This window comes from Fictibacillus sp. 23RED33, assembly GCF_015903925.1.
Lineage (GTDB): Bacteria > Bacillota > Bacilli > Bacillales > Fictibacillaceae > Fictibacillus > Fictibacillus phosphorivorans.
The window spans coordinates 928,698-954,593 of the sequence record NZ_JACZDX010000001.1 but is presented as its reverse complement, the minus strand read 5'-3'; the positions used below and the strand labels follow the sequence as shown (position 1 = coordinate 954,593).

Here is a 25,896-nt window from a genome sequence, read left to right as displayed (position 1 = left end):
CAGATTCCTCCTCACGTTGTATACGCTTACATTCTACACGAAATAAAAAAAACACTCAATTTTCAATTGAATGCTTTTAGGCTGTTCTGTCATGTTGAAGGTGTAAAGGTTTCTTTTTCTTTCCCCTCTTGTCTGTTAAATAGACTCCGGTAAAAATAAGCAGCAAGCCCCAAAATGCACTGAGATGAATTTTTTCATCTAATAATACGCTTCCCCATATAACCGCTGAAACTGGGACTAAATAGGTAACAAGAGTAGCAAACTCTGCCGAACCTGCAGATATCATATAATAATAAAGCAAGTATGCAATACCTGAACCAAAGACTCCAAGACCGACGATAGATAATAAAGAATAGTAATTTAAGGAGTCTTCAGGTAAATGCCATCCATCCGTGAATAACATCATCATGGCACTTAAAAGCATACCTGCAAAAAGTGTAGAAGAGGCCGTGATCCAAACCGTCGTTTCTTGAAGATGTTTTTTTGCGTACTGTGAACTGTATCCATAACAACACGTAGCTATTAACATTAAAACAATCCCTAAACCTAGCTGACTCTTTGTCAATCCAGGAGCATCAACATCCATTAGCAATAGAATACCAACAAAACCGACTATTACACCAATCCATTGTTTCCACCGCAATGTAATGGAAAAAAAGAATACGCCCATTATTGACGTCCAAATCGGTGTAGTAGCATTTAATATAGCGGTGTACCCGCTATCTAGGAAGGTTTCGCTCCAAGCAATAAGCCCCCAAGGAAGACCAGCGTTCAAGAAACCTACGAAAAGTAACTTCTTCAAGGGAAGTGTTTTCCAGTTCACTGTCTGCCTGCTTAACATGAACAACGGAACGATCGTCATTATTCCTAACAAACAGCGAATAAATACAATTTGCCAAGGATCGAATACACCGAGCAGGACTTTTATAAATAAGAAAGACATTCCCCATATTAAACTTAAAACAAAAAGCGCTGAATATAACTTCATTTGTTCACCCCTTTCATATAAACACCGCAAATGAAGAATTGTAACAATTTCCCTCTAGCAATATCGATTCAAATACACATACTAGTAATAAAAATTGGCATGGAGGGCAATAAATGAAGATGAGAACGCGCTTATTAAAAAGACTTAGGAAATGGGTAAGACAACAAAATAATAACGGGAAATTAATTCTTAACTAGGTTAAGTTTCTCTCTTAACTAAAGTAATTATAAAGGATAATACCTATAGCTTAACAGTTATTATTTTTATATTTTTGTGGTTTTCCAATGAAGCATTATGAAAAAACATGAAAAACATGTCACTTTCCTTTATAATAGGACGAAGAAACTCAAAAACTACAGACCGGTAAGGAGACATGAAATATGATTTATAAAGTATTTTTTCAAACTAGCTTAACAGAGGTTCCTGTTCGTGAACACACTCAAACAGTATATGTAGAAGCAGAAACGATCAACGACGTACGTAAAAAACTCGCTGACCGCAAATACAACATTGAATACATACAAGAAATTAACGGTAAATTTCTTGAGTATGAAAAAGACACGAATTCATTGGAATTGGAGAATGTATAATTTATGAAATTTGTAAAAAATCATCAAGCCGCTGTTTTCGCACTTGGCGGTCTAGGAGAAATCGGTAAAAATACGTATGCCGTTCAGTTTCAAGATGAGATCATCCTTATTGATGCAGGAATTAAATTTCCAGAAGATGAACTCCTAGGAATTGATTACGTAATACCAGATTACACGTATCTTGTTAAGAACGAAGAAAAGATCAAAGGGCTATTTATCACACATGGACACGAAGATCATATTGGCGGTATTCCTTATCTTTTAAGACAAGTGAACATCCCTATCTATGGTGGTAAACTCGCGCTTGCTCTGATCAAGAACAAACTAGAAGAACACGGTTTGCTTCGTCGTGCACAATTACATGAAATCACTGAGGACGATGTGATTAAATTCCGTAAAACATCTGTAAGTTTCTTCAGAACGACTCACAGTATTCCAGATTCATATGGATTGGTAGTGAAAACACCACCTGGTAACATCGTTCATACAGGTGACTTTAAGTTTGATTTCACGCCTGTTGGTGAACCTGCTAACTTAACAAAAATGGCTGAAATCGGAAAAGAAGGTGTACTCTGCTTACTTTCTGATTCAACAAACAGTGAAGTTCCTGGGTTCACTCTTTCTGAGAGACGTGTCGGAGAAAGCATACAAGACATCTTCAGAAAAATGGAAGGCCGAGTGATCTTCGCTACCTTCGCTTCGAACATTCATAGATTGCAGCAAGTCGTTGAAGCTTCTGTTGCAAACAATAGAAAAATTGCTGTGTTTGGACGTAGTATGGATTCTGCGATAACTGTTGGACAAGAGCTTGGATTTATTAAAGCGCCTAAGAATACGTTTGTTGATGCAAATCAAATCAATCGTTTGCCTGATAATCAAGTTACGATTCTATGTACAGGAAGCCAAGGTGAACCAATGGCTGCTCTCTCAAGAATTGCTAACGGAACTCATAGACAGATACAAATCATTCCTGGAGACACGGTTGTCTTCTCATCCTCACCTATCCCAGGAAATGCTCTTAGTGTCAGTAAAACGATCAACCAGTTGTTCCGTGCAGGTGCAGAAGTGATTCATGGGTCATTAAACGATATCCATACTTCCGGTCATGGCGGACAACAAGAACAAAAGCTTATGTTACGTCTTATGAAGCCTAAATTCTTTATGCCGATTCATGGTGAATATAGAATGCTTAAGATGCACACGAAGCTTGCTTCTGATTGTGATGTTCCATCTCAGAATTCATTTGTAATGGATAATGGCGAAGTTTTAGCTCTTTCACAAAATGAGGCTATGGTGGCTGGTAAGATCCCTTCAGGTTCCGTCTATGTAGATGGAAGTGGAATTGGTGATATCGGGAACATCGTACTTCGAGACCGAAAAATTCTCTCAGAAGAAGGTCTTGTAGTCGTTGTCGTAAGCATGGACATGAAAGAGTTTAAAATAGAAGCAGGACCTGATATCATTTCACGAGGTTTTGTTTATATGCGTGAGTCTGGAGACTTGATTCACGATGCTCAAAGTCTTCTTAGCAAACATTTAGAAACGATCATGAACGAAAAAAGAACCACACAGTGGTCTGAGATCAAGAATGAAATCACAGATACGTTGGCTCCTTTCTTATATGAAAAAACAAAAAGACGTCCAATGATTCTACCTATCATCATGGAAATTTAGTTTCATAATAAAAACCGTTCCCTATTCAAGGGTAACGGTTTTTTTATTCTTCATTAGCCATTTGTTTTTCTAAGCGGTTGATGTCCTTATCTCCACCGATTACAATCAATACATCTCCTTGGTGAATGCTCTGATCAGCTTGTGGAGAAACGAAGATGTCTTTTCCTCTTTTAACAGCTACAACGTTACAGCCATACTTTGCCCGAATGTCTAACTGTATCAAAGATTTATTGTTCATCTTCTTACTTGCTACTAATTCAACGATGCTATGTTCGTCGGATAGCTCTAAATAATCAAGAACGTTGTTTGATACGATTTGATGAGCAATTCTAACACCCATGTCTCGCTCAGGGTGAATAATTTTATCTGCTCCGATCTTTCTTAACACCTTTTCATGGTAATCATTTTGAGCTTTAACCGTAATCTTTTCTACACCCATCTCTTTTAAAATGAGTGTTGTAAGAATGGACGACTGAAGATTGTCACCAATCGCGACCACTACATGCTGAAAATTCCGTATCCCAAGACTTTTCAATACTCCTTCATCTGTAGAATCTGCAATTACAGCGTGCGTCACAACGTTTGAAAACTCATTCACTCGATCTTCATCAATATCAATCGCAAGAACTTCCATTCCTTGATCGGCTAATGCTTTACACATACTACCGCCAAAACGACCTAGTCCGATTACAGCATATTGCTTTTTCACAGTCCCTCACTCCAATCTTTCGCGGTATAGCCTTATTTTACCACATTATTTACAAATCAATATCTAACTAATACCTCTTATGTAAAAAATACAGAATATGTTCACGTTTTCATTATTAATTATAAAAATAACCCAAGAACAACGTCTTGGGTTATGAAATATACACGATTTGACGATTAAAGAGTCTTTTGACCAGGCTTCCAGTTTGCTGGGCAAAGTCCACCTGTTTGAAGTGCTTGAAGTACACGTAACGTTTCATCAACATCACGGCCAATGTTGTTATGGTTAACAACAGAGTACATTAATTCACCCTCTGGAGAAATGATGAATAAACCGCGAAGAGCAATACCTTCTTCTTCGATTAGAACACCATAATCACGAGCTACAGTGTGGTTTGTATCAGCTGCTAGAGAATATTTCAACTCACCAAGACCGTTCATGTCACGTGGTGTGTTGATCCAAGCTTTGTGAGTGTGGATTGTATCAGTAGAAACACCAATTACATCAGCATCTAAATCTTCGAACTCGTCAAAACGGTCGCTAAGTGATGTAATTTCTGTAGGACAAACGAAAGTGAAGTCCATTGGATAGAAGAAAAGAACAGTCCACTTGTCATTCTTCATGTTTTCTTCTAAGCTAACTTTTCCAAATTCTTTGTTTGGTAATACTGCATCCATTTCAAATCTAGGTGCTTGTTTTGCTACCATACGTTCTGCCATAGGTGAAAATCCCTCCAAAAAAACTGTTTTATTTACATGGGTAATTATAGTACAGTCCTTATTTTTAGTCAATGTTAAATAATAATTAATTTAAATAAGGAAAGGTATTCCCACGACTTAATTTCTCCTTAATCATAGCAACTTAAACTATAAATGTGAAATTATCCGCTCATTTCAGATGCTTTTCATTCTCAATAAAGAGTTTACATTGAGGATTCCACGGGAACGCTTTATCCTATAGGAGGGATAAATATGCCGTATGATTCGCTTAAAGATCTACCTGAGGGAGTAAGAGATCATCTCCCCCACCACGGTCAGGAAATCTATAAAGAGGCTTTTAATTCTGCACTCCAAGAGTATAAAGAAGAAGAAACCGCACACAAGGTAGCATGGAGCGCAGTAAAACACAAATACGAAAAAACAAAAAATGGACAATGGAAAAGCAAAGACTCCTGAAACATCGTTCAGGAGTCTTTATTTGTATCAGTATTTTTATCTTCTAATATTTTTTCAATTCCGATTTTTTTTATCTGTCTGCCATCCAGCTCCAAAATCGTAAAGCGATAACTTTCATAATTAAACGAGTGATGAGTTTCTAAATCAACTGATCTTGTTAGAACCCAACCTCCAATTGTATCGATTTCACTATTATCAATATCCAATGCGAATAGTTCATTGATTTGTGAAATGAGCACTTTTCCATCCACTACCGTTTGATTTTGATCAACTTGTTGAATCTCTGGTTCTTCATCAATATCAAATTCATCTCTAATTTCCCCGACGATCTCTTCCAATATATCTTCAACCGTTACAATTCCTGCAGTCCCACCATACTCGTCTACGAGCACCGCCATATGAGTCTGATCTTTTTGCATTTTGACCAAGAGCTTTTGGATCGGTATTGATTCATGGACCGTAATGATAGGGCGAATATAATCATTTAAATCAAAATTTTCTTTGCTGAAATTTTCATTGAAAAATTCCTTAATGTTTACAATACCAACGATATGATCCTTATCATCATGGCCAACAGGATATCTCGTGAACTTTTCTTCACGCATGATCGCCATGTTCTGTTCACAACTATTCTCTAAGAATAAACAGACCATTTCAGTTCGCGGTATCATAATCTCTTTCGCTACACGGTCATCAAATTCAAAAATTCTGTTCACATACCGGTATTCGGATTGATTGATCTCTCCACCTTGTAAACTTTCTGAAAGGATAAGACGTAACTCTTCTTCCGTATGTACGACCTCATGTTCACTAGCTGGACTTATACCGAAAACTCGTGTTAAAAGATTCGCTGAACCATTTAGTAAGAAGATAAAAGGGTACATGACCTTATAAAATAGGATAATTGGTTTTGCTGTAGCCAACGAGACCATTTCAGCTTTTTGAATTGCGACTGTTTTAGGAGCTAATTCGCCCAATACCACGTGCAAGAAGGTAATTAAAAAGAAAGCGATTGAAAATGAGAGCGTATGCGTTAGTCCTTCATTCAATCCTGCATTTTCAAACAATGGTCGTAAAAAGATCTCAACAGTCGGCTCACCCAACCAACCTAGTCCTAGTGCTGTAATGGTTATCCCTAACTGACAAGCTGACAAATAGCCATCAAGATTGCCGATTACTTTTTGTGCAGCGATCGCTTTACTATTACCTTCGGAAGCTAAATGGTCTATTCGCGTCCTACGTACTTTCACAATGGCAAATTCAGTAACTACAAAAAATGCGGTTAAGACGATAAGTAAAATAATCATGATTACATTAAAGATTGGCATATGGACCTCCCCATCTGCTGCTAAACAACATATTTTTTTATGATTGGTCAATTAATTCCCTGTTAAAACGTGCGTTAAACAGAAATAAAGGGGCAGCATGGCTGTCCCCAGGAGTGTTATGATTGTAATCTGCTCTCAACAGCCTGACATACTTCATCTGCTGACATACCATGAGCATTCAATACAGATCCTTGAGTTTCTGCATTTTGAATGCCCATAATGTTCTGATCCTGTCCGGAAATTACACAGCAATCACAGCCGTTAGCGTCTTGCTCTTGTCGAAGTTCTACAACATCATGTCCCTTTGATCGCAATGCATCTGAGACGTTTGATAATGATTGTTCTACACCAATTCTAGCCATATTCCCACCTCCTTACCTTTCTTAATGTTTCCAACTCATAATGGGAATATGTAATGCAGAAATGAAGTGTTTCTGTTGAGACACGCATGTAGATATATGGCGTAAAGTGTCGACTCGCGGATAAATCATAAAAACTTTTGGATTGAGTCCCGAAACTTGTGGATTGCGTATTAAAACTTTTGGATTGACGGTTAATATTTCTGGATTGGAGAGAAAAATTCGTGAATTGAGTGTGATAAGGAGACTGAAATTAGGGAAATGAGCAAGAAAAAACGGCCGATTGGCCGTTTCCCTACATTCTATTCCCTTTAAAGTGGAAATATTGAACTAATAGATCTACCGCATGCTGAATGGCTTCTGCTTGCGGTTTTAACTTTGAATGATGAAGACCATATTGGGTATCAACCCCTAGCCAGAACATGAAACCAGGGATTTTTTCTAAAAAATATCCATAGTCTTCCCCGGTCATAGCTTCTTTACATTCAATAACATTCACAGTTTCTTGCTGTTTTGCAAATTCCATGAATTCTCTAGTTAGAATAGGTTCATTATCAACTTGACGATAGTTTGAACCGTAATCTATTGCAGTCTCACATTCAAAACTGCCTGAAATACCTTTAACGAGTGCTTCAATTCTCTTTTTAACCTTATCCATCGCTTCTGGAGATAACGTTCGAATAGTGCCTTCGAGTCTTGCTTTTTCTGCAATGATATTTTGCTTCGTTCCACCAGTGATCTTACCGATCGTTACAACAGCTGAATCCAGTGGATCAATATTACGTGAGATGATCGACTGCAACTGTGTAACAAGATGGCTTGCTGCGACTACCATGTCATTACTTAAATGCGGATAAGCAGCATGGCCGCCTTTTCCGATCAGATCAACAAAAAGTTCAGAAGTATTAGCAAATAACAAACCTTCTTTTACAGCAATCGTGCCGACCGGATATTCCGGAGCAATGTGAAGCGCTGTAATCATGTCAGGTTTTAGCTGCTTAAACAGCTCACTCTCTCGCATTGGGAGAGCTCCCCCTGGTCCTTCTTCAGCAGGCTGAAAGATAAATAACAGATGATCATCTATTGGGTTCTCCGCAAAATGAGCCAATAACCCTAACGCGATCGTCATATGAAGATCATGACCGCAAGCATGCATCATTCCTTCGTGAAGAGAGGAAAATTCATAGCCTGTTTCTTCGACAATAGGTAATCCATCCATATCTGTTCGATAAGCTATCGTTTTAGATGGATTTCTTCCGATTACTTTTACAAATATGCCTGTTTCCCACGTATGAATTTCTAAATGGTCCTGAGGAAAAGTGAAGATGAGATCAAGGATATATCTCTGCGTTTTAAACTCTAAAAATCCTGGCTCCGGTATACGGTGCAAGTCTTTTCTTATCTCAAGCAATGATTTCATCTTCTCTCATCTCCTACACTAAAAATTAGTCGTTTAACTGACGTAGCTCTTGTCTGATTTCTGTTTTTGATTTTGTTTTTTCGTCGATCTTTTTTAATACGCGAGCTGGAGTTCCACCAACCACTGTGTATGGTTCTACGTCTTCGATCACAATGGCACCTGCAGCTACAACTGCGCCCTTACCTACCGTAACGCCTTCAAGAACAACTACGTTCGCTCCAATGACTACATCGTCTTCTACAACTACTGGTTTTGCTGAAGGTGGTTCGATTACACCTGCAAGAACAGTTCCTGCACCGATGTGGCAGTTCTTTCCTACAGTAGCTCGTCCACCAAGTACTACGTTCATGTCGATCATCGTTCCTTCACCGATTACTGCTCCGATGTTAATGGAAGCACCCATCATGATTACAGCATTGTCACCGATCTCGACTTGGTCACGAATGATGGCACCTGGTTCAATACGAGCTTTAATGTTTTTCATATCTAACAATGGAATCGCCGAATTACGACGATCATTTTCGATCACGAAGTCTTCAATGTTGCTTTCATTTGCTTTTAACGCAGCTTCAATATCTTTCCACTCGCCGAATAAAACAGCCGTGTTGCCTGAAGGGAACACTTTCGTATCTTGTCCGAATTCGATATTTTCAAGATTTCCTTTTACGTAAACTTTTACGGGTGTAGATTTTGTTGCATTTTGGATAAATGAGATAATTTCGTTTGCATCCATCATTTTCATGTTTGGTAGTTCCTCCTTAAAAGTCATTCTGTATTGTATTAAACCACTAAATATAGAAAGATTCAAACGTTATTCATTGGTTAGTTTTCGAATCAAATCCATAAACACATTCACTTGTTTTAGCTCCGATCCCGTACCGTGATGAATGAGCCAAGTATCTCGTTTAATGGCATTACCCTTTTTATCTGTTAATGGAATCTTAAATATATCATCCTCTGGTCGAAGACTGATCGATGGGAGAATCGCATAACCAATTCCATTTAGCGCCATCTGCTTACACGTTTCAATCTGGTCAACAACAATCGTCTTTTGCGGTGTAGTTTTAAAATGAGTGTGCCACCAATCTTGTATTTCTTGATAATAAGTTGAATGGCTCTTGAATTGAATAAATGGTTTAGTCGTATCAGAAAGCTCGTCAATGGATGAAATCGTCGTATCTACTAAGTATAAATGATCTGACAAAATATGCTCTTTACTGCCTCTCCACTCTGGATTTCCTCTTACAATGCCAAGATGGATCTTATCTTCATAAAGGTGTTTAATGATTTCAGAACTCCAACCCGTAATAAGTGATATATTTACATGAGGGTATAGATTTACATACTCCTTTAACACATGGGGCAACCAATATTGACCTATGATTGAGGCAACCGCAAGCTTTAATGTGCCGTGAACATGCTCTGAAAGAGATTGAAGTTCTTCTTTTACAAGTTCTTCTTTTTGAAGAACTTCCGTTACAAAAGCAAGAATCTTTTCTCCAGAGGGCGTTAAATTCAATCCTTTTTGAGAACGAATAAAAATGATGGTTCCCCAATTATTTTCAATCGTTTGAAGTCGCTGACTAAGAGCTGGTTGAGATACATAAAGCCGCTCAGATGCTTTTCTCATGTTTAATTCTTCAGCAAGAACTTTTAAAATACGAAATTCAGATAACTGCATCATTTCTCCTTCTTTTACTATGATAAGTTTTACTTATTGAAAAATATCTATTTTATGTAATTTATTTTAAGTATACCTTAACATAGGATAGATATGTAAAGGGAAAATGAAGGGATGTGAAAACACTGTATATCCTAATATTCGTTGGGTTTGTAGCGACTTTTATCGGCACTCTTTCTGGAAGTGGCGGCATGATCAATTTTCCTATCATGTTATTGTTAGGTGTTCCAGTCCACTCTGCGATTGCAGCGAATAAATTTGCCAATATGTTCAGTTCTTTTTCAAGCTTTTTTGTTCTCTTACGAAAAAATGATACAAAGCTTTCCCCTTACATCATTTCTGGTGTTATCAGTCTACTAGGGGGAATTGCAGGTGGCTTGACTGCTTCATTAATCTCTAGAGAGAATTTAACCATCATCGCACTTTTCTTACTCACGTGTGCACTCTTCTTAACTTTTCTAAAAACAAATAGAGAAAAAGATCCTAATGATGAGATCAAACAGCTCCCTCCGAGTAAGTATCCTTACCTTTTTGGCATCGGGGCATATGACGGCTTATTCGGTCCAGGTCAAGGTACCTTGCAGATGCAGCTTTTTATGCGAAACGGCTTTTCCTATATTCGCACCGTCTCATTTACACGATTCAATACGTTCTTAAGCTGTACAGGGGCTGTATTCACTTATTTATGGGCAGGACATTATATGTGGAGTGTGGCTATACCGCTTACGATTGGAAGTATATGCGGTGCTCAAGCTGCGGTAAAACTTGCACCTCATTTAAAAACAAAACAAGTTACAATCCTTATGAGGACTGTAACTGTTCTGCTAATTATTCAATTAATTATTCAATGGAGGTAATAAACCATGAAAATAACAGGTATCCATCATGTCCAAATATGTATTCCACGAGAAAAGGAAGATGAAGCACGAGCTTTTTATAAAGGAATCCTGCAACTTGAAGAAATTCCAAAACCAGATGCTCTTCGAAAAAATGGTGGGATGTGGTTCCAATTCGGTCATCAACAACTACACATTGGAGTGGAAGATCAGGTTTACAAAGGTAAACATCACCCGGCCATTTTAGTCGATGACCTCACAAGTTTCAAAGATCATTTGGCTCTTCATCAAGTACCGATACAACAAGAACTGCCGTTTCCTGGATTTTCACGCTTTACGATACGAGATCCCTTCGGAAATCGGATAGAATTCATTCAGCCCTCTTCACTTTAATTAATTATCTTTGTTCTTTCCGTCCTCTGGTTCAACGTGAACTTGTATACTCTCGACATTATAAGCTTCTTTAATCGTGTCTTCTATCTTTTCTGTGATCTCGTGACTTTCCACTACATTAAGGGAGGGATCAACTTTAATCGTTACATCGATAATAGCTCGGTTACCGTGTTTACGAGCTTTCAGGTCTCCCACGTTCTCTACACCTTCAACATCTAAAATCTTGTGTTCCATTTCCTTGCCTTCTTCATAATCAAAGCCATCTGAAAGGTTATGGGAGGTTTCAGTGAAAATCTCCCAACCTGTCTTAATGATGATCAGACCAACAAGAACTGCTGCTGCTGGATCTAGCCACGGTAAGCCGATCTGTGCGCCAAGAATTCCGACTGCTGCTCCAATACTGACAAATGCGTCTGAACGGTTATCAAGAGCGGCTGCTTTCAGCCCTTGGCTGTCTGTTTCTTTTGCAACTTTTATATTATACAAATAAACGATAATCATCACTGCTGCACCAAACAGGGCGATCAAGGCTGCCGTCAGCGAAGGCTCCGTCTCCACTCCGTTAAACATCTTTTTAATAGAAGATATCAATACTTCTATACCGATAACTACCATAATGAAGGAAGCAACCATTGACGCAATCGTTTCTGCACGCAAGTGTCCATAAGGATGATCTTCATCTGCTGGCTTCCTTGAAATTTTCAAACCTATTAATACTGCGATAGAGGCGATTATGTCAGTAGCATTGTTTAATCCGTCAGCAACTAATGCATCGGAATTATAGAAAATACCTGACACCAGTTTAACTATTGATAGAAAGATATATGCTCCTAAACTAAGATAAACACCGCGTTCCACTCTTTTTTGCTGATCAGATTGCATTCTCTATTCTCCTTCGTTAAATAATACCTTTTACATCATAAAGAATGGATTGGGGGTGGGTCTAGAGCAATCTTTTTCCCTATAGGAAACATTAATGTTCATAGATCATTTTTCTAGTCATCCCACCATCGATCGTAATATTTTCCCCGGTAATAAAATTATTGTCAGACTGCGCTAAAAATAAGCATGCCCTTGAAATATCAGCTGGCATACCCACTCTTTTTGAGAGATGCTGATCATGATCAACTTCACGCAGTTTCTTATAATCTCCTGTATGTATCCAGCCAGGACTAATAGAATTCACGGTAATAAAATCTTCAGAGAACGATGCAGCCAAGGCGTGAGTTAAAGCAACAATTCCGCCTTTAGTTGCCGCATATGCTTCGGAATGGGGCTCAGACATTGCTGCACGAGTGGAGGCCATATTGATGATAGAACCTCCTCCAGACTGAGACATGTACTTAGCAGCTTCTCTAGAAAAAAGAAAAACACTTCGCAAGTTTGTGTTTAAAATGTTATCCCATTCATCTACTGTTAATTCATATGGCGATTTCCATTTTGAAATACCAGCGTTGTTGATCACACAGTTCAGACCACCTAATCTATCATGTGTTTCTGATACCGCTTTTATAATTTCCTCTGGATTTTTTACATCGCATGTAATAAAGATGCTATCTGTTTGAATTTGACGGACTTCAGAAAATGTATGTTCAAGCTCATTTTTATTGTAATCAATTAGCGAGACCTTCCATCCTGCTTTAGCAAAATCAAGTGCTATCTGTTTTCCAATCCCCTCAGCAGCTCCTGTAATCAATACTGTACCTTTAGTCTTAACCATAATTAGTTCCTCCTAATTTAATAATCAATATATAATATTCTTTCCCCTCTTTCTGTTATTTTCATCAAAGACTTACACAAAAAAAGAGTATAAAAACATGTGTTTTTACACTCTCTCTATTCACATCCTTATTATTTTGCTGCAAAAAGATTATACTCTATTTCAGGCACTCTTCTAGCAATTTCCCTTCCTATTGGAAAACATGCGGTAGCTGCTGGAGAAGGAGCATTACACACATTGATACTCCGTTTGCTCTGTTCTATAAAAAAATCATCAACTAATGAGCCATTGGATCGCAAAGCTTGTGCTCTAACACCTGATGGTGAAGGAATAATATCACTTTCTTGAATGTCAGGTACAAGCTCTTGTAGACTTTTCACAAATGCTTTCTTACTAAATGATCGCCAAATTTCAACCGTACCTTCTTTCCAATACTTACGTGCCATCTTCCAAAAACCTGAATACAGCATGATTTCCGCTGCATCTTTAAAGTTAATATCACGTTTTAAATAGCCTTCCCTTTTTAATCCTAATACTGCATTCGGACCAGCCTCAACACCACCGTTTATCATTCTTGTAAAATGCACGCCTAAAAAAGGAAACTCTGGATTCGGAACAGGATATATTAAGTTTTTAACTAAATATTGTTTTTCTGGCTTTAGTTCGAAGTACTCTCCTCTAAAAGGAATTATTTTTAGATCTGGTGTTAAACCCGTCATTTTAGCGAGCCGATCACTGTGTAGACCTCCACAATTCACAACATATCTAGCAGTGAATTCTCTTTGATTTGTGATAATGTCTACATGCTCCGATTTTTCAACAATGCTCTTTACTTCAGTATTTAAAAGCAGTTCAACTCCATGCTTTTCTAAAGTTGAAACAAGAGCTAAACATACCTGCTTGTAGTCAACAATGCCCGCTGAGGGTACCTTAACTGCCTGTATCCCTTGAACATATGGCTCTTCTTCTTTTATTTGATCTGGTCCAATCATTGATAGTTCAAGCTCGTTTGCAATACCTCTTTGATACAAATTTTTTATATGAGGTAATTCATCTTGTTTTGTTGCCACTATAATTTTGCCGCATTGTTCATAGTTCACATTATGCTTCTGACAAAAGTCTATCAATTCTGTATTTCCTTCTTTTGCAAATTTCGCTTTTAAACTGCCTGGCTTATAGTAAATGCCTGAATGAATGACACCGCTGTTATTTCCTGTCTGATGTTTGGACCATGAATCTTCTTTTTCTAATACAATAAGACGAGCGTGTGGAAATCGCTTGCTCAATGAGTACGCAGTCGATAATCCAACAATTCCTCCCCCGATAATTACGATATCTGTCATTTTCCCCTCCGGATATGTTCGTATGTGTTACACTCTAGCAAAATAGCCTCTTTGTCTTAGTAATTCACGATGAAGCTCAGGATTTCTCTCAAATGCAGCTCTGCCATGCAGCCAGAATGTATTGTTCACCATAACAAGGTCTCCTACTGGGAGAGGGAGATCGATAGTGTTCTTGCTGTTCTCCATTGACTCAGATAGATTTTTCAAGTAAACAGCTTGCTGCATCGTTGTTGGATGAGCAAATTGATCAATAAAACAGATACATGGTTTGCCATTATGTTCAAAAAATGTTTCATTATAAACATTCTGTACAACATTTTTACTAGCTGGCGCCTTGTATTCAATACGACAAGAAGCTAAGGGGTGTTTGGAAAAGTGGTCTAACTCTTCCCAATCATCTAAATGTAATAACCGAGACTCTCCACCTTTCGCATTTTCTTCAGCAAACTTCATCATTAGGAGCCAATCCGTTGGTTCATCTACGAACGTTCCATCTGTATGAAGAGTAAAACGTCGATATGCTTGCCTTAAGTAGGAATCACTTTCGTCTGTATCTTTAACTGTAAATCTAGCGTAGTAGGTTCCTGACATCGCATCAAAGTTTACCCCCCCGATCAAGTGAGATAAAGCAGTTGAAAATTTAATATACTCATCATAATTTTGAGTTAACCCTTGCATTCCGACTGTAAAACCACCTGTATTCCGATCGTGTAATATGGAACGAACGGTATCAGAAAACGAACTACCTAAGTGCCTTTCCAATGATTGCGATAATACGAGTCTCATATAAGGAACGTACTCTAATTGTTGTGCATTCACTAGTTGATTTTCAGTCAAAAATGCTAATAATGAATCTTTTTCAATGACTAGATGATATAGTCGTTGATGATTCGGATGACTATTCACCTTAAAAGTACCGTATGTTCCTACAAATGTTTTCTCATTTTCTTTAGTTACGCTCATTTTTCTTCCTCCTTTTTTTTCCACAAAAATAGCCAGTTGTACCATTTCATTAGGAAATGATAAAACTGGCTTGTAGTCTACTTTTGGCTTTTGGTAAAAGTCCGATAGACTTAACAGTTATTATTGATTATAAGTTGCATACTAACTATTACTAGCCGTGGTAGGGGACACCAACCTACGGGTAATATTTATATCATTTTAAATCAGTTTTTATCTTGTGTCAATAAATAAATTGAATAATCAGAAATTCAACAAGTCCATCAGACCTCTGTTTTTGCTCTTATTGCACTATATTGTTTATAGGCATCTTTTACCGCCGTTATTAATGCCGTTTTTGCCTTTCCGTGATAATTTCTTTCGATCGTATTCACAATGGGATCACACCCATCCATGAGACTAAACCCTTTTAATAAACTACTAAAAAAATTTTGAGCATGTTGCGTTGATAAAGTACATGAAGCATTTAGAATCACCCAGTATTGATGATCCGTTTCAATAGTAACTGTTAATGTTTGATGAATTTCACTCGCCGACATACCTTGAGGAAGCTTCGCATGACCTGCAATCATTCTAGTTCGTTCCAACATCACCACCTCCTAGATTTGAAGTGTTATCTTTCATCCTCATGCAACTATTCCTACACATGAATCAACTTAAAAGTCCCTGTTCCTTTTGAAACAACATTTCCGTACTCATCTTTAATTACCCCATCCACAAAAGCGGTCTTATGACCTTTAGAAATAATATGAGCCTCTGCATATATGTAGCCTGTTTTGACTGGTGCTGTAAAATGAACGGTTAAACTCATCGTCACACACCTCGTCTTTGTAACAGAGCGAAGATGCATACTTTGAACGAAGTCAATGATGGAGGCATATACACCCCCATGAAGGGTACCATTCGTATTCAACAATTCATTCTTTATTTTTAATTTTATCCTCACATTTTCTTCTTCAAAAGATACGATCTCTATACCTAAGTGGTGAAGGTATGGACAATGCGCAAATTCTTTGTGAATTTCATCGATTGTTAATGGCATATCGTTTGTCCCTTCTTTCGTTTCTATCTAGACATGAATTCAGGAGCTCTTTTCTCAAGAAAAGCCCTTGTTCCTTCCTTTTTATCTTCGGTTGAAAATAAAACAGCTTGAGCCAGCTTTTCTATTAATAATCCAGCTTTCATATCAGAATCATAACCGGCATGAATGGCTAATTTAGCAAACTTAACTGCCAGCGGTCCTTTAGATATGATTTGATGTGCCGTTCTCTCTACGGATTCTTTCAATTGTCTAGCTGGTGCAACTTCTGACACGAGGCCAATTCTTTCCGCTTCATCTGCCGATATTATTTTTCCAGTCAGTATAAGTTCCATCGCTTTTCCTTTTCCGATTAAACGCGCTAATCGTTGTGTTCCCCCTGCACTTGGAATAATACCTAAATTCAATTCAGGAAGACCAAGTTTGGCATCTTGAGAAGCTATTCTAATATCACATGCCATTGCAAGCTCGCATCCTCCGCCTAAAGCATATCCATTTATCATAGCAATAGTCGGCTTCTCAAAACCTTCAATATAATCATACGTTTCTTGCATTCCATCTGGATTGAAAACATCTAAAGGCTCACGGTCTTTCAACTGACTAATATCTGCTCCTGCTGCAAATGATTTGTCTCCTTTCCCTGTAAATACTATACAGTAAATTTGATCATCGCTCTTTAACTCATCCAATGCTTTCTTTATCTCTAAGAGTGTTTCTTTACTCAGCGCATTTCGCTGTTCAGGTAAGTTTATAATTAGATAGGCGAGCTGATTAGATTTTTCAACAATAATATTTTGAAAGGTTTGCATGATTACTTCACCTCGTTTGTATTTTCTAATAAAATCGCTATCCCTTGTCCACCACCGATACATGCCGTAACAATCGCACGTTTGGCACGTGTCTTATTCATATGATAGACCGCTTTCGTTATTAAAATCCCTCCTGTCGCTGCAATTGGATGGCCATGCGCGATAGCACCACCGTTAACATTTAATTTTTCTTTTGGAATCTCCAACTCACGGTTACATGCTAGGACTTGGGATGCAAATGCTTCGTTCAATTCCACAAAATCTATATCCTTGATCGACAATTGGTTTCGTTTTAGTAGTTTTCTAACTGCAGGAACCGGACCCATACCCATCATATTTGGATCTACTCCTGCAACTTGTGAATCTACAACTGCAGCAAGTACTGTTAAATGGCGCTTCTGGGCTTCATCATGAGACATCATCACTAATGCAGACGCACCGTCATTCACACCTGATGCATTTCCAGCTGTAACCGTTCCACCCTCTTTAAATACAGGGGAAAGAGGGGATAAACTTTCTATAGTTGTTGAATGGCGAGGATGTTCATCTTGTTTAAAAACATATGTTTCTTTCTTACCTCTTATCTCAATAGGTACGATTTGCTTATCAAACAATCCCTCTTCCATAGCCCTTGCCATACGTCTTTGACTTTCAGCTGCATATTCGTCTTGTTCTTCTCTTGTAATCTTATATTTTTCAGCAACATTTTCAGCTGTGATGCCCATTGGTGGGTCGCCAATGTCGTCAGGAGAGAGTTTTCTCTTAATAAATTGTGGAGGATTTCGGTCATACGTTCTAGTTGCTGGTGATAATAGATAGGGAGAACGGGACATGCTTTCTACTCCTCCAGTTAAATACACACTTCCTCTTCCAGCCTTGATAAGATCTGCTGCAAGAGCAACTGCATTAATGCCTGTACCACATTGACGGTCAATCGTCATACCAGGTACTTCAAATGGTATTCCAGCTTGTAATAACGTCATTCGTGCTGGATTTCCTCCTCCACTTAAACAATTCCCAAAAATTACATCATTGATCTCGTGATGCTGAATTTCTGCTCTTCTCACAGCCTCTCTCATTACTTCTGCTCCGAACATATAATAAGGAAGTGTCGCCAAAGCCCCTCCTTGTTTGCCGATTGCGGTTCTAACAGCTGACACAATAACAGGTGTAGTCATTTTAGTATTTACGCTCCCCTCCTGCCGGAATGATTTTGAAAGTAGCCGAACCTGAAGCACAATGATTTCCATTCTCATCAAATATGTCTCCTACTCCACTTCCAATATTTCCGGTTATATTAATAGAACGTCCTTTGCATGTAAGTTGCTCTACATACCTGTTTTCATATACTTGAACATGCATGTTAATCGTTATCGTAAAGCAATTTTTCATTTCTGTAATCGAAGTCCCAAGTGCTATATCAAGCAGGGTATAATAGATTCCATTTGATAACACTCCTGACTCATTACAATGCTCTTCTTTCATATTGAGTGATATGATGACATTCTTATTCTCATTTGGTTCCATCTTTATTCCTAGATGATTAAAGAATGCTGAATGTGAATTATAATTTCTTTCGTTTATCATGATTTCATTCTCCCGTAACCATTTTTAAGAACTGAAGAAGAACATGGTGCTTCACGCCCGTTAGACTGATGGGAGAGATAAATACTATAAAACTACTTCTACTTTTCTTCCTTTTTCATCGTATTCATAAAATCCTTTACCTGTCTTTTTACCTAATTCTCCTTTTCTTACTTTTTCAGCTACAACTTTTGAAGGCTTTTCGTTTTCATCTCCACTTTCCTCAAACCTCTGCATTCGAACATAATAATTAACGTCTAAACCTGTTAAATCCATTAAAGCAAACGGACCGATTGGATGATTAAGCGCTTTTTTGCAAACTAAGTCAATTTCGTCATGTGTTGCATAACCATTCTCATATAGAAAAAGTGCTTCATCCATTAGTTTTCCTAAGATACGGTTCGCAATAAATCCTGAAATTTCTTTTTTTAGCAATACAGGGGCTTTATTAATGCTTCGAACAAAATCCATACATCTTTCAGAAGTTTGATTCGACGTATGTGGTCCTTTTACTACTTCAACAAGTTCCATAACAAGTGCAGGGTTGAAAAAATGAATATTACATACATTCTCTGGTCGACTTACAGCTTCTGCAATTTTTGAGCTTACAATCGTTGAACTATTTGTTGCCAGTATCGTCTGTTCTGAAACTATTTTTTCTACGTTTTGAAACAATTCTTTCTTCGCGTCTAACTTTTCAATGATTGCTTCTATAACAAGATCCGCTTCTGATAACTCATCTAAAGAACTAGTAAAGGTAATGAGATTAAACGCCTGCTTCACCTCGTTTGATGTTAACTTCCCTTTTGTGACTCTTTTTTCCATCTGCTTCTTTAATTGCTCTTTTCCTTTAACAAGACTTTCTTCACGAATATCTTGCAGTACGACAGGATACCCAGCTAGTGCACATACCATTGCAATCTGTGATCCCATCGCACCTGAACCTACGACTGCTACTCTTTGAATAGACATATTATTCATTCACTCTCACTCCTTTTTCCATCTCTTCTTTAACTAATAGTCTTTTTAATAACTTGCCTACTCCATTCCTAGGGAGACTTTCTCTCACTTCAATACTCTTTGGCACTTTATATGGAGTAAGATTGGAGTAACAATGACTTTTCAGTGCATCGGTGTCTATAGTTCGTCCTTCTTTAGGGACAACATACGCTTTTACGAACTCATCATGTATTTCATCTGGAATGCCTACTACAGCTGCTTCCTTCACATCTTCATGATCATATAAAACGCTTTCAATTTCTTGCGGATAAATATTAAATCCACCAAAAATAATCATTTCTTTTTTTCTTCCGACGATATAAAAGTACCCATCATGATCCATCGTTGCTAAATCACCCGTGCGGAGCCAACCATTCACAAGCGCATGTTTCGTTTCGGATTCATTGTTCCAATACCCTTTCATAACTTGAGGACCTCTGATCAACAGCTCACCTACGTAGTTTGGTTCGAGAAGGTTATGCTCATTATCCGTTATACAGCAATCGGTTTCTGGAACTGGAATACCGATGCTTCCTACCTTCCGTTTTCCATTGATCGGAGTTCGATGGGTGGTAGGAGATGTTTCAGACATTCCGAATCCTTCTAGAATTGTCGCGCCAGAAACCTCTTCAAATCTTCTAATTACTTCTACAGGAAGAGGAGCTGATCCTGAAGAACATATTTTCAAGCTGTTTAATCCAAACCGCTCTGCATTTGGGTAATTAGCGATTGAAATATACATTTTAGGAACACCTGGAAAAACAGTAGGTCTGTATTTTTTTATCGCCTGCATCATTTTATCGATATCAAACTTGTCCAATAATAACAGGTTAGCTCCTAAGAAAATGCCCACATTCATTGCACTCGTCATCGCATAAACATGATAAAGCGGTGTTACGGTTAAGACCGTTTCTTTACCTGGAATATATTTTTGTCTATACATCGTAAAACTCTGATACGCATTCGTTGTTAAATTATGATGAGTTAACATGGCACCTTTTATTTTACCTGTCGTCCCACCTGTGTATTGAATGACAGCTATATCATCTTTAGCCTTGATCTCGACTGGGCAGTATAATGGTGAACCTTGTTCAATGAGCTCGTCCAAGGTAAGAAAGTAATCTGTTTTTTGTTTTTTTACCTGGGATGTCATAACGTATTTAAAAGGGTAGAATTCTTCAATCTCATAGATGGTTTGCAATGACCGATTATCTGCAACAATATAAGAAACTTTTGCATCGTCCAAAATTTGCAGAAATTCTCTTGGTGTATAAGAAGGGTTAATTTGAACAATGATTAACCCTAACGACATGGCCGCATAGTAAGAAACGATATAATCAGGGTGATTGCCTAACATCAAACCGATACGTTCACCTTTTTCAAAACCTCGGTCTCTCCAACTGTTTGCTAATCGATCTGTCTTGTTCTTTAATTCCGAATACGTGATAACTTGATCATTAAAGGTTATAGCGGGTTGGTCTCCATATTTGTTTTCTGAGTCTGCTAAAAATGAGTAGAGTGATACTTCTGGAAACACTATTGCTTCGTTCACATCTCGGTAGTATTTGTCCCATGGACGGTTCTGGATCTCGTTCATTCGTATTCCCTCCCAACAAAATTACGAGATTCATATCAGACTAATTGACCTTCTTTTCTAACACTTCCATCTGACCCTGTGATCTTTCCTTGTACGTGGAATCAGGTTTAACAAATAGTAGAAACAGCAGTGCAAAAGTCAATACGAGAAAAGCCATAAACAGCACAGAATAGTTATATCCGGTAATCTTACTAGAATCGGAGATCGCAATAATATATCCAGTAATGATTGGCGCGATTATACCTGCAAGATTGCCAGATGAAGTGAGGATACTGGTCATTAAACCTCCTCGTTCTGGCATCTCGTTGATCATAATGGTTGGACCAATTGGTAAAATTGCATAAGTTAACCCCTTAGACAAACACATGGCTATAATTACCCATACCGGATTTTGATAAAAGGTAATAGAAGCCATTAATAACGCTCCAATCACCATAGAGATTCCTACAACATAAACTCTGGAAATCCGCCAATTCTCATTTTTCTTGTATAGATGATCAGAAATAAAAGACACTCCGATATAGATAAACGTGGACACTATACCGATAATCATCACGGCTAAACCCATTTGCTTAGATGTCATTTCCACAACTTCCACTAAGTAGATCGGCAGCCAAACCGCGATCCAAACTACCAGGAAATATGTTGAAAAGTAAGCGAGTGTTGTAAATAATGCAGAAGGAGATAGCAGTAATCTGCCAAAATCTCTTAGATTGATTTTTTCTAGTTTCTCCTTTCGCTTCTTCTCCTTTTCTTCAAATACTTTCAATGGATTTTCTTTCGTAAAAAAATGAAAAGCAACCGCCCAAACGATACTTGCAGCACCTAAACAAGCAAAAGCAGGTTTCCATCCCAACGTGCTAATCAATGCCACAAGAATAGGGGCAACCACCATGGCACCTACTGTTGCACCTGATACGACTACTGAATTAGCAAGACCTCGCAGTTTAGGAGGAAACCACTTATTCGCATGACTATATGCCACTGGGCTGAATGGTCCCTCAAATGCTCCAAGTAGGATACGATAAGCAATTAATAACGGTAAGGCAGTGATCGCTAACACTCCAAATTGCAGAACTGCCCATGTTAACATCAGTAATCCTAATACTTTCTTAGCTCCTATTCTGTCAGCCCAGGCTGCTCCAAATATACCTGTTACCGGATACAACCAGTAATAGCTGCTCCCAACAAGACCCCATTCCGTATAGGAAAGATTAAAGTCCTCCATAATTGGAGCTGCAGCAAGTCCAATAATAGACTTGTCTGCAAAATTAATGATCATTCCAAAGAATAATAAAACGAGGACGATCCAACGCATATAATCCCTCATTTCTGTAATTTAGATAAGGATTTTAATTTTCTTCAAGAATTCTTCTCGAGATAATTAACCGTTGAATCTCATTGGTCCCTTCATAAATCTTTGTGATCCTTGCATCTCTGTAGAACCGCTCAACAGGATAATCGGAAACGTAACCCATTCCGCCATGAATTTGAACAGCTTTATCGGCCACTCTATTGAACACATCACTTGCAAATAATTTAGCCATAGAAGCTTCTTTAATCACTTTCTTTCCTTCATCGACCATTTGCGCTGCTTTCAACGTTAACAAGCGAGCGGCTTCCGTTTCGGTTGCCATATCTGCTAACATCCATTGAATAGCTTGATTATCAGCAATCGGTTTTCCAAACTGTTTCCGTTCCTTTGCATAAGATGCAGAGAGCTCGATCAGTTTGTCACATGAACCTACTGCTCTTGCAGCTAATCCTATTCGTCCCTCTCCCAATATCTTTAAAGCAGACATATAGCCCATACCAACTTCACCAATCACGTTCTCTTCAGGTACTTCACAATCTTCAAATATGAGTTGCGCTGTATAAGATCCACGTAAACCCATTTTTTTATCTTTTTTCCCTATACTAAATCCAGGTGAATTCCTCTCAATCAAAAAGGCAGTTATTCCGCCTTTAGCCCCTTTTTCTTTATCTGTTAAAGCAAAGACTGTGAAAAAATCGGCGATCGGAGCATTGGTAATAAAGTGTTTCGTTCCATTCAAGATCCATTTATCACCATTTTTCACAGCTCGAGTTGATAAGTTCGTCGCATCAGATCCAGCACCAGGTTCAGATAGAGCAAACGCAGCGATCCTATCACCTGTCGCCATCGCTGGTAAGTATTTCTGCTTGAGCTCTTCCGAAGCAAGTTTTACAAGTCCCGTACTTCCGATGCCGGTATGAGCACCTATTAAACTCACAAATCCATTGTGAGTGCGTCCAAGCTGTTCCAGCACCGTTGCTTTTCCAACTGTATTTAAACCGATTCCGCCATATTCCTCTGGGATACTCATCCCGAATAAACCAAGTTCTTTTGCTTGTTCTACCAAATGTTGCGGTATCTTATCATCCTCTTCAATTTGTTGAGCATAAGGCTCTACCTCGTTTTCAACAAAGTTTTTCACCATTTGTTTCATCTGTTCAATTTCTGGGGCTAATGTCGTAATCATTTTCTTCCTCCTTTTGAATACAAAAATTATGAAAAAGTTCTTAGTTAACAGATATGCAATTTCCATGCCAACTCTAGAGAATGTTCATTTTTCTGCAAATCAGATACATGATTTCTCTATAAAGTGCTGATTTCCGTATCACATGATCGCTATCCGCGTGTTGTCCGGCGAACCCCCGCAGAAGTTTCGGGAATCTTTCCCGCACTAATCTCTCAATAACATGAATAACAATATGAGTAAAAAGAGCGGAATTCATAAATGAATCAAAATCGTAACAAATTGGATATTCCTTCTATGATTTAAAAAAGAATCAATGATTCAAAAATGAATCATTGATAACTATTAAAAGCAAAAAGCCCCTTCCAAAAAGAAGTGGCTCGATTTACTCATTTAAACGGATATTATATTTTTTTAGTTTTCTTACGATTGTTGGCTGACTTGTATCAAGAGCTTTAGCAAGTTCATAGGTGGTTGTGTATTTGATTGCTGCTTGACTTAAATATTTTCTTTCTGCATGTTCAACAACTTCTTTTAATGTTTGAATTTCTGTTTCATTCATTGAAGCTTTACTTGACTGATATTCCTCTGGTAAATGTCTCAGTCCCAATAAATCCTCACTGTTAAGAAGGACAAGCTGCTCTAATACATTTGAAAGCTCTCTTATATTACCCGGAAAAGAATACTTGTAAAAAAAAGTATTGAGCTCTGAATCTATTACTTTTGCTGTGTTGTACTTTTGGTTGATTTGTTCCAAAAATAATGAAATTAAACTAGGGATCTCCTTCCTTCTTTCACGAAGGGCTGGTATGAATAAAGGAACAACATTTAGTCGATAAAATAAATCCTCTCTAAATGTCCCCAGTTGCACCATCTCTTTTAAGTTACGGTTCGTAGCAGCAATAATACGTACATCCACTTTCTTAGTTACTGTTCCGCCAACACGTTGAATCTCTTTTTCTTGAATAACTTTTAACAGTTTCACCTGAAGGTTCGACGGCATCTCTCCAACTTCATCTAAAAATAATACGCCTTTATCAGCTAATTCAAACAAACCTGGTTTTCCCTGTTTGTTTGCACCTGTAAAGGCTCCCGGTGCATACCCAAACAATTCAGATTCTAATAGATCAGGAGGAATAGCACCACAATTTACTTTAACAAACGTGCCACTTCTTTTTCTCTCGCTTTTATTATAGATGTACTTTGCCAGTACATCCTTACCTACCCCAGTTTCTCCTAAAATAAGTACAGTTGCCGATACATCCGCAATTCGACTCGCTGTATCGTAGATAAGTTTCATCTGATCCGCCTCAACAACTGTTTTTCCACCAAATAAAGATGCGCTCCCTTTTAAGCGTTCTATTTCTTTTTGGTAACTTTCGTTTAACTTATTCGCCTGACTAAGTGCTTTTTGTAAACTGTTTAATTCAGATAGATCACGTATATTGGTAACGACACTTTCAACTTCACCGTTTTCATTAAAAACAGGATTTCCTGTAAGTAGAGTTTCGCGTCCAGAATAGCTTAATTGAATGTGTGTGACACTTTTCTTCTTTTGGATGACTTTATCTGTGATCGAGTTTTCAAGAATTCCTCTTTTCACTAGATCATCCACTTTTTTATTTATGTAATATTCCTTTGGTATTCCTGTTATTCGTTCAATGGCAGAGTTTGTCCGTAACGTAATTCCGTCTTTATCTGTTATATAAATGCCATCGTATGAACTTTCAATGATAGCATCAAGGTGAAGATTCAATCTCTGAAGTTCTTTCACTTCTTCAGACTTCTTTTCCAATTCAGCAGAAACGATTCCTACGTAAACAAACCTATTACCTGATATTTTATCTTTAATAAAAATAAAGTTCTTATCCTTCAAACGAGCTTGAATTAAATTGCCTCCTGATGTTGGTTTCCACTCATCGAATACTGTTTCAATTGATTCATTTATAACAGTGTTGTTTATTTCTTCTTTCAATCGATCATTCATTATTAAGATTACATTGTTTAGAGTTGCTTCTATATAGAAAAAAGAAATCGTGTCCTTCTCCAATATTGCTGGCATGTATGTCCCTCCTTAGAAGTCGTCTGGTAAACTCTTTAAAAGTAAACTAATGGTTTTTCTATTAGCCGATTGTTTAATCATACTATTTTTTATTCATTATAGTTAGAAAAGTTTAATTATTCAAAAATCTAT

The 25,896-nt window shown here is 37.9% G+C and carries 27 protein-coding genes; 5 read left to right on the top strand and 22 right to left on the bottom strand.

Features of this window, described 5'->3' with window-relative positions:
• Positions 1 to 76: 76 nt before the first annotated feature.
• Positions 77 to 988 (bottom strand): DMT family transporter, encoded by a 912-nt coding sequence (locus IHV09_RS05040; RefSeq protein WP_197263782.1) that lies wholly within the window; start codon positions 986 to 988, stop codon positions 77 to 79.
• 380 nt (positions 989 to 1,368) lie between these two features.
• Between IHV09_RS05040 and IHV09_RS05035 the strand changes: the two genes are divergently transcribed.
• Positions 1,369 to 1,578: a DNA-dependent RNA polymerase subunit epsilon gene (locus IHV09_RS05035; protein WP_197127599.1), complete on the top strand. Its 210-nt coding sequence runs from the start codon at positions 1,369 to 1,371 to the stop codon at positions 1,576 to 1,578.
• Between the two features lie 3 nt (positions 1,579 to 1,581).
• Entirely contained in the window at positions 1,582 to 3,252 is a 1,671-nt protein-coding gene (gene rnjA, locus IHV09_RS05030; protein WP_197127598.1) for a ribonuclease J1, read from the top strand.
• Between the two features lie 43 nt (positions 3,253 to 3,295).
• Here the strand turns inward: rnjA and IHV09_RS05025 are convergent, their stop codons facing one another.
• Positions 3,296 to 3,961 carry a potassium channel family protein gene (locus tag IHV09_RS05025; RefSeq protein ID WP_197263781.1) on the bottom strand — a complete coding sequence of 222 codons (666 nt, stop codon included), beginning with the start codon at positions 3,959 to 3,961 and terminating at the stop codon, positions 3,296 to 3,298.
• Between the two features lie 176 nt (positions 3,962 to 4,137).
• Positions 4,138 to 4,680, bottom strand: a complete 543-nt coding sequence (locus IHV09_RS05020) for a peroxiredoxin (protein WP_066393264.1) — start codon at positions 4,678 to 4,680, stop codon at positions 4,138 to 4,140.
• A 252-nt stretch (positions 4,681 to 4,932) separates the two neighbouring features.
• Here IHV09_RS05020 and IHV09_RS05015 point away from each other — a divergent pair, with 252 nt between their 5' ends.
• Positions 4,933 to 5,136, top strand: coding sequence for a ChaB family protein (locus IHV09_RS05015; protein WP_197191225.1), 204 nt, complete (start codon positions 4,933 to 4,935; stop codon positions 5,134 to 5,136).
• Between the two features lie 8 nt (positions 5,137 to 5,144).
• Here the strand turns inward: IHV09_RS05015 and IHV09_RS05010 are convergent, their stop codons facing one another.
• The 5 genes from IHV09_RS05010 to IHV09_RS04990 all read right to left on the bottom strand — a co-directional run bounded on the left by IHV09_RS05010 (position 5,145) and on the right by IHV09_RS04990 (position 9,924).
• Positions 5,145 to 6,464: a hemolysin family protein gene (locus tag IHV09_RS05010; RefSeq protein WP_197127595.1), complete on the bottom strand. Its 1,320-nt coding sequence runs from the start codon at positions 6,462 to 6,464 to the stop codon at positions 5,145 to 5,147.
• 116 nt (positions 6,465 to 6,580) lie between these two features.
• A complete protein-coding gene (locus IHV09_RS05005; protein ID WP_197127594.1) occupies positions 6,581 to 6,826 on the bottom strand; it encodes a YkuS family protein in 246 nt (81 codons plus the stop codon).
• 292 nt (positions 6,827 to 7,118) lie between these two features.
• Complete coding sequence (locus tag IHV09_RS05000; protein ID WP_197263780.1) at positions 7,119 to 8,243, bottom strand: N-acetyldiaminopimelate deacetylase; 1,125 nt, start codon at positions 8,241 to 8,243, stop codon at positions 7,119 to 7,121.
• Between the two features lie 25 nt (positions 8,244 to 8,268).
• Complete coding sequence (gene dapD / locus IHV09_RS04995) at positions 8,269 to 8,985, bottom strand: 2,3,4,5-tetrahydropyridine-2,6-dicarboxylate N-acetyltransferase (RefSeq protein WP_197127592.1); 717 nt, start codon at positions 8,983 to 8,985, stop codon at positions 8,269 to 8,271.
• 69 nt (positions 8,986 to 9,054) lie between these two features.
• Positions 9,055 to 9,924, bottom strand: coding sequence for a LysR family transcriptional regulator (locus IHV09_RS04990; protein WP_197264140.1), 870 nt, complete (start codon positions 9,922 to 9,924; stop codon positions 9,055 to 9,057).
• A gap of 116 nt (positions 9,925 to 10,040) precedes the next feature.
• On the opposite strand from IHV09_RS04990, the gene IHV09_RS04985 reads away from it, so the two are divergent.
• Both IHV09_RS04985 and IHV09_RS04980 read left to right on the top strand, forming a co-directional pair.
• On the top strand, positions 10,041 to 10,781 hold the full coding sequence (locus IHV09_RS04985; RefSeq protein ID WP_197263779.1) for a sulfite exporter TauE/SafE family protein: 741 nt from the start codon (positions 10,041 to 10,043) through the stop codon (positions 10,779 to 10,781).
• Positions 10,782 to 10,787: 6 nt separating this feature from the next.
• The gene (locus tag IHV09_RS04980; protein WP_197263778.1) at positions 10,788 to 11,153 is read left to right on the top strand and encodes a VOC family protein; all 366 of its coding nucleotides are present in this window, start codon (positions 10,788 to 10,790) and stop codon (positions 11,151 to 11,153) included.
• Here the strand turns inward: IHV09_RS04980 and IHV09_RS04975 are convergent, their stop codons facing one another.
• The 14 genes from IHV09_RS04975 to IHV09_RS04910 form a co-directional block, all read right to left on the bottom strand.
• Positions 11,154 to 12,035 carry a cation diffusion facilitator family transporter gene (locus tag IHV09_RS04975; RefSeq protein ID WP_197263777.1) on the bottom strand — a complete coding sequence of 294 codons (882 nt, stop codon included), beginning with the start codon at positions 12,033 to 12,035 and terminating at the stop codon, positions 11,154 to 11,156.
• Between the two features lie 91 nt (positions 12,036 to 12,126).
• Positions 12,127 to 12,873, bottom strand: a complete 747-nt coding sequence (locus tag IHV09_RS04970) for an SDR family NAD(P)-dependent oxidoreductase (protein WP_197263776.1) — start codon at positions 12,871 to 12,873, stop codon at positions 12,127 to 12,129.
• A gap of 131 nt (positions 12,874 to 13,004) precedes the next feature.
• The gene (gene lhgO / locus IHV09_RS04965; RefSeq protein WP_197263775.1) at positions 13,005 to 14,216 is read right to left on the bottom strand and encodes an L-2-hydroxyglutarate oxidase; all 1,212 of its coding nucleotides are present in this window, start codon (positions 14,214 to 14,216) and stop codon (positions 13,005 to 13,007) included.
• Between the two features lie 27 nt (positions 14,217 to 14,243).
• Positions 14,244 to 15,179, bottom strand: a complete 936-nt coding sequence (gene glaH / locus IHV09_RS04960) for a glutarate dioxygenase GlaH (RefSeq protein ID WP_197263774.1) — start codon at positions 15,177 to 15,179, stop codon at positions 14,244 to 14,246.
• 260 nt (positions 15,180 to 15,439) lie between these two features.
• The gene (locus IHV09_RS04955) at positions 15,440 to 15,763 is read right to left on the bottom strand and encodes a DUF3870 domain-containing protein (protein ID WP_370568929.1); all 324 of its coding nucleotides are present in this window, start codon (positions 15,761 to 15,763) and stop codon (positions 15,440 to 15,442) included.
• A gap of 53 nt (positions 15,764 to 15,816) precedes the next feature.
• The gene (locus IHV09_RS04950) at positions 15,817 to 16,218 is read right to left on the bottom strand and encodes a PaaI family thioesterase (RefSeq protein WP_197127584.1); all 402 of its coding nucleotides are present in this window, start codon (positions 16,216 to 16,218) and stop codon (positions 15,817 to 15,819) included.
• A 23-nt stretch (positions 16,219 to 16,241) separates the two neighbouring features.
• The gene (locus IHV09_RS04945; RefSeq protein ID WP_197263773.1) at positions 16,242 to 17,024 is read right to left on the bottom strand and encodes an enoyl-CoA hydratase/isomerase family protein; all 783 of its coding nucleotides are present in this window, start codon (positions 17,022 to 17,024) and stop codon (positions 16,242 to 16,244) included.
• A gap of 2 nt (positions 17,025 to 17,026) precedes the next feature.
• On the bottom strand, positions 17,027 to 18,202 hold the full coding sequence (locus IHV09_RS04940; RefSeq protein WP_197263772.1) for a thiolase family protein: 1,176 nt from the start codon (positions 18,200 to 18,202) through the stop codon (positions 17,027 to 17,029).
• A 1-nt stretch (position 18,203) separates the two neighbouring features.
• The gene (locus IHV09_RS04935; RefSeq protein ID WP_197263771.1) at positions 18,204 to 18,611 is read right to left on the bottom strand and encodes a PaaI family thioesterase; all 408 of its coding nucleotides are present in this window, start codon (positions 18,609 to 18,611) and stop codon (positions 18,204 to 18,206) included.
• A gap of 84 nt (positions 18,612 to 18,695) precedes the next feature.
• Positions 18,696 to 19,589 (bottom strand): 3-hydroxyacyl-CoA dehydrogenase family protein, encoded by an 894-nt coding sequence (locus tag IHV09_RS04930; protein ID WP_197263770.1) that lies wholly within the window; start codon positions 19,587 to 19,589, stop codon positions 18,696 to 18,698.
• The gene (locus IHV09_RS04925) at positions 19,582 to 21,204 is read right to left on the bottom strand and encodes a long-chain-fatty-acid--CoA ligase (RefSeq protein WP_197263769.1); all 1,623 of its coding nucleotides are present in this window, start codon (positions 21,202 to 21,204) and stop codon (positions 19,582 to 19,584) included. Before IHV09_RS04925 ends, IHV09_RS04930 begins: the two co-directional genes overlap by 8 nt.
• Before the next feature lie 40 nt (positions 21,205 to 21,244).
• Positions 21,245 to 22,522 carry an MFS transporter gene (locus tag IHV09_RS04920; RefSeq protein ID WP_197127578.1) on the bottom strand — a complete coding sequence of 426 codons (1,278 nt, stop codon included), beginning with the start codon at positions 22,520 to 22,522 and terminating at the stop codon, positions 21,245 to 21,247.
• A gap of 34 nt (positions 22,523 to 22,556) precedes the next feature.
• Positions 22,557 to 23,705, bottom strand: coding sequence for an acyl-CoA dehydrogenase family protein (locus IHV09_RS04915; protein WP_197191236.1), 1,149 nt, complete (start codon positions 23,703 to 23,705; stop codon positions 22,557 to 22,559).
• A 382-nt stretch (positions 23,706 to 24,087) separates the two neighbouring features.
• Complete coding sequence (locus tag IHV09_RS04910) at positions 24,088 to 25,764, bottom strand: sigma-54 interaction domain-containing protein (protein ID WP_197263768.1); 1,677 nt, start codon at positions 25,762 to 25,764, stop codon at positions 24,088 to 24,090.
• Positions 25,765 to 25,896: the final 132 nt, after the last annotated feature.

Excerpts from the sequence above, each read along its gene's own strand:
- IHV09_RS05040 (WP_197263782.1), bottom strand. The coding sequence starts at position 988 with ATGAAGTTATATTCAGCGCTTTTTGTTTTAAGTTTAATATGGGGAATG.
- IHV09_RS05035 (WP_197127599.1), top strand. The coding sequence starts at position 1,369 with ATGATTTATAAAGTATTTTTTCAAACTAGCTTAACAGAGGTTCCTGTT.
- rnjA (WP_197127598.1), top strand. The coding sequence starts at position 1,582 with ATGAAATTTGTAAAAAATCATCAAGCCGCTGTTTTCGCACTTGGCGGT.
- IHV09_RS05020 (WP_066393264.1), bottom strand. The coding sequence starts at position 4,680 with ATGGCAGAACGTATGGTAGCAAAACAAGCACCTAGATTTGAAATGGAT.
- IHV09_RS05015 (WP_197191225.1), top strand. The coding sequence starts at position 4,933 with ATGCCGTATGATTCGCTTAAAGATCTACCTGAGGGAGTAAGAGATCAT.
- IHV09_RS05010 (WP_197127595.1), bottom strand. The coding sequence starts at position 6,464 with ATGCCAATCTTTAATGTAATCATGATTATTTTACTTATCGTCTTAACC.
- IHV09_RS05005 (WP_197127594.1), bottom strand. The coding sequence starts at position 6,826 with ATGGCTAGAATTGGTGTAGAACAATCATTATCAAACGTCTCAGATGCA.
- IHV09_RS05000 (WP_197263780.1), bottom strand. The coding sequence starts at position 8,243 with ATGAAATCATTGCTTGAGATAAGAAAAGACTTGCACCGTATACCGGAG.
- dapD (WP_197127592.1), bottom strand. The coding sequence starts at position 8,985 with ATGAAAATGATGGATGCAAACGAAATTATCTCATTTATCCAAAATGCA.
- IHV09_RS04990 (WP_197264140.1), bottom strand. The coding sequence starts at position 9,924 with ATGCAGTTATCTGAATTTCGTATTTTAAAAGTTCTTGCTGAAGAATTA.
- IHV09_RS04980 (WP_197263778.1), top strand. The coding sequence starts at position 10,788 with ATGAAAATAACAGGTATCCATCATGTCCAAATATGTATTCCACGAGAA.
- IHV09_RS04975 (WP_197263777.1), bottom strand. The coding sequence starts at position 12,035 with ATGCAATCTGATCAGCAAAAAAGAGTGGAACGCGGTGTTTATCTTAGT.
- IHV09_RS04970 (WP_197263776.1), bottom strand. The coding sequence starts at position 12,873 with ATGGTTAAGACTAAAGGTACAGTATTGATTACAGGAGCTGCTGAGGGG.
- lhgO (WP_197263775.1), bottom strand. The coding sequence starts at position 14,216 with ATGACAGATATCGTAATTATCGGGGGAGGAATTGTTGGATTATCGACT.
- glaH (WP_197263774.1), bottom strand. The coding sequence starts at position 15,179 with ATGAGCGTAACTAAAGAAAATGAGAAAACATTTGTAGGAACATACGGT.
- IHV09_RS04950 (WP_197127584.1), bottom strand. The coding sequence starts at position 16,218 with ATGCCATTAACAATCGATGAAATTCACAAAGAATTTGCGCATTGTCCA.
- IHV09_RS04945 (WP_197263773.1), bottom strand. The coding sequence starts at position 17,024 with ATGCAAACCTTTCAAAATATTATTGTTGAAAAATCTAATCAGCTCGCC.
- IHV09_RS04940 (WP_197263772.1), bottom strand. The coding sequence starts at position 18,202 with ATGACTACACCTGTTATTGTGTCAGCTGTTAGAACCGCAATCGGCAAA.
- IHV09_RS04935 (WP_197263771.1), bottom strand. The coding sequence starts at position 18,611 with ATGATAAACGAAAGAAATTATAATTCACATTCAGCATTCTTTAATCAT.
- IHV09_RS04930 (WP_197263770.1), bottom strand. The coding sequence starts at position 19,589 with ATGAATAATATGTCTATTCAAAGAGTAGCAGTCGTAGGTTCAGGTGCG.
- IHV09_RS04925 (WP_197263769.1), bottom strand. The coding sequence starts at position 21,204 with ATGAACGAGATCCAGAACCGTCCATGGGACAAATACTACCGAGATGTG.
- IHV09_RS04920 (WP_197127578.1), bottom strand. The coding sequence starts at position 22,522 with ATGCGTTGGATCGTCCTCGTTTTATTATTCTTTGGAATGATCATTAAT.
- IHV09_RS04915 (WP_197191236.1), bottom strand. The coding sequence starts at position 23,705 with ATGATTACGACATTAGCCCCAGAAATTGAACAGATGAAACAAATGGTG.
- IHV09_RS04910 (WP_197263768.1), bottom strand. The coding sequence starts at position 25,764 with ATGCCAGCAATATTGGAGAAGGACACGATTTCTTTTTTCTATATAGAA.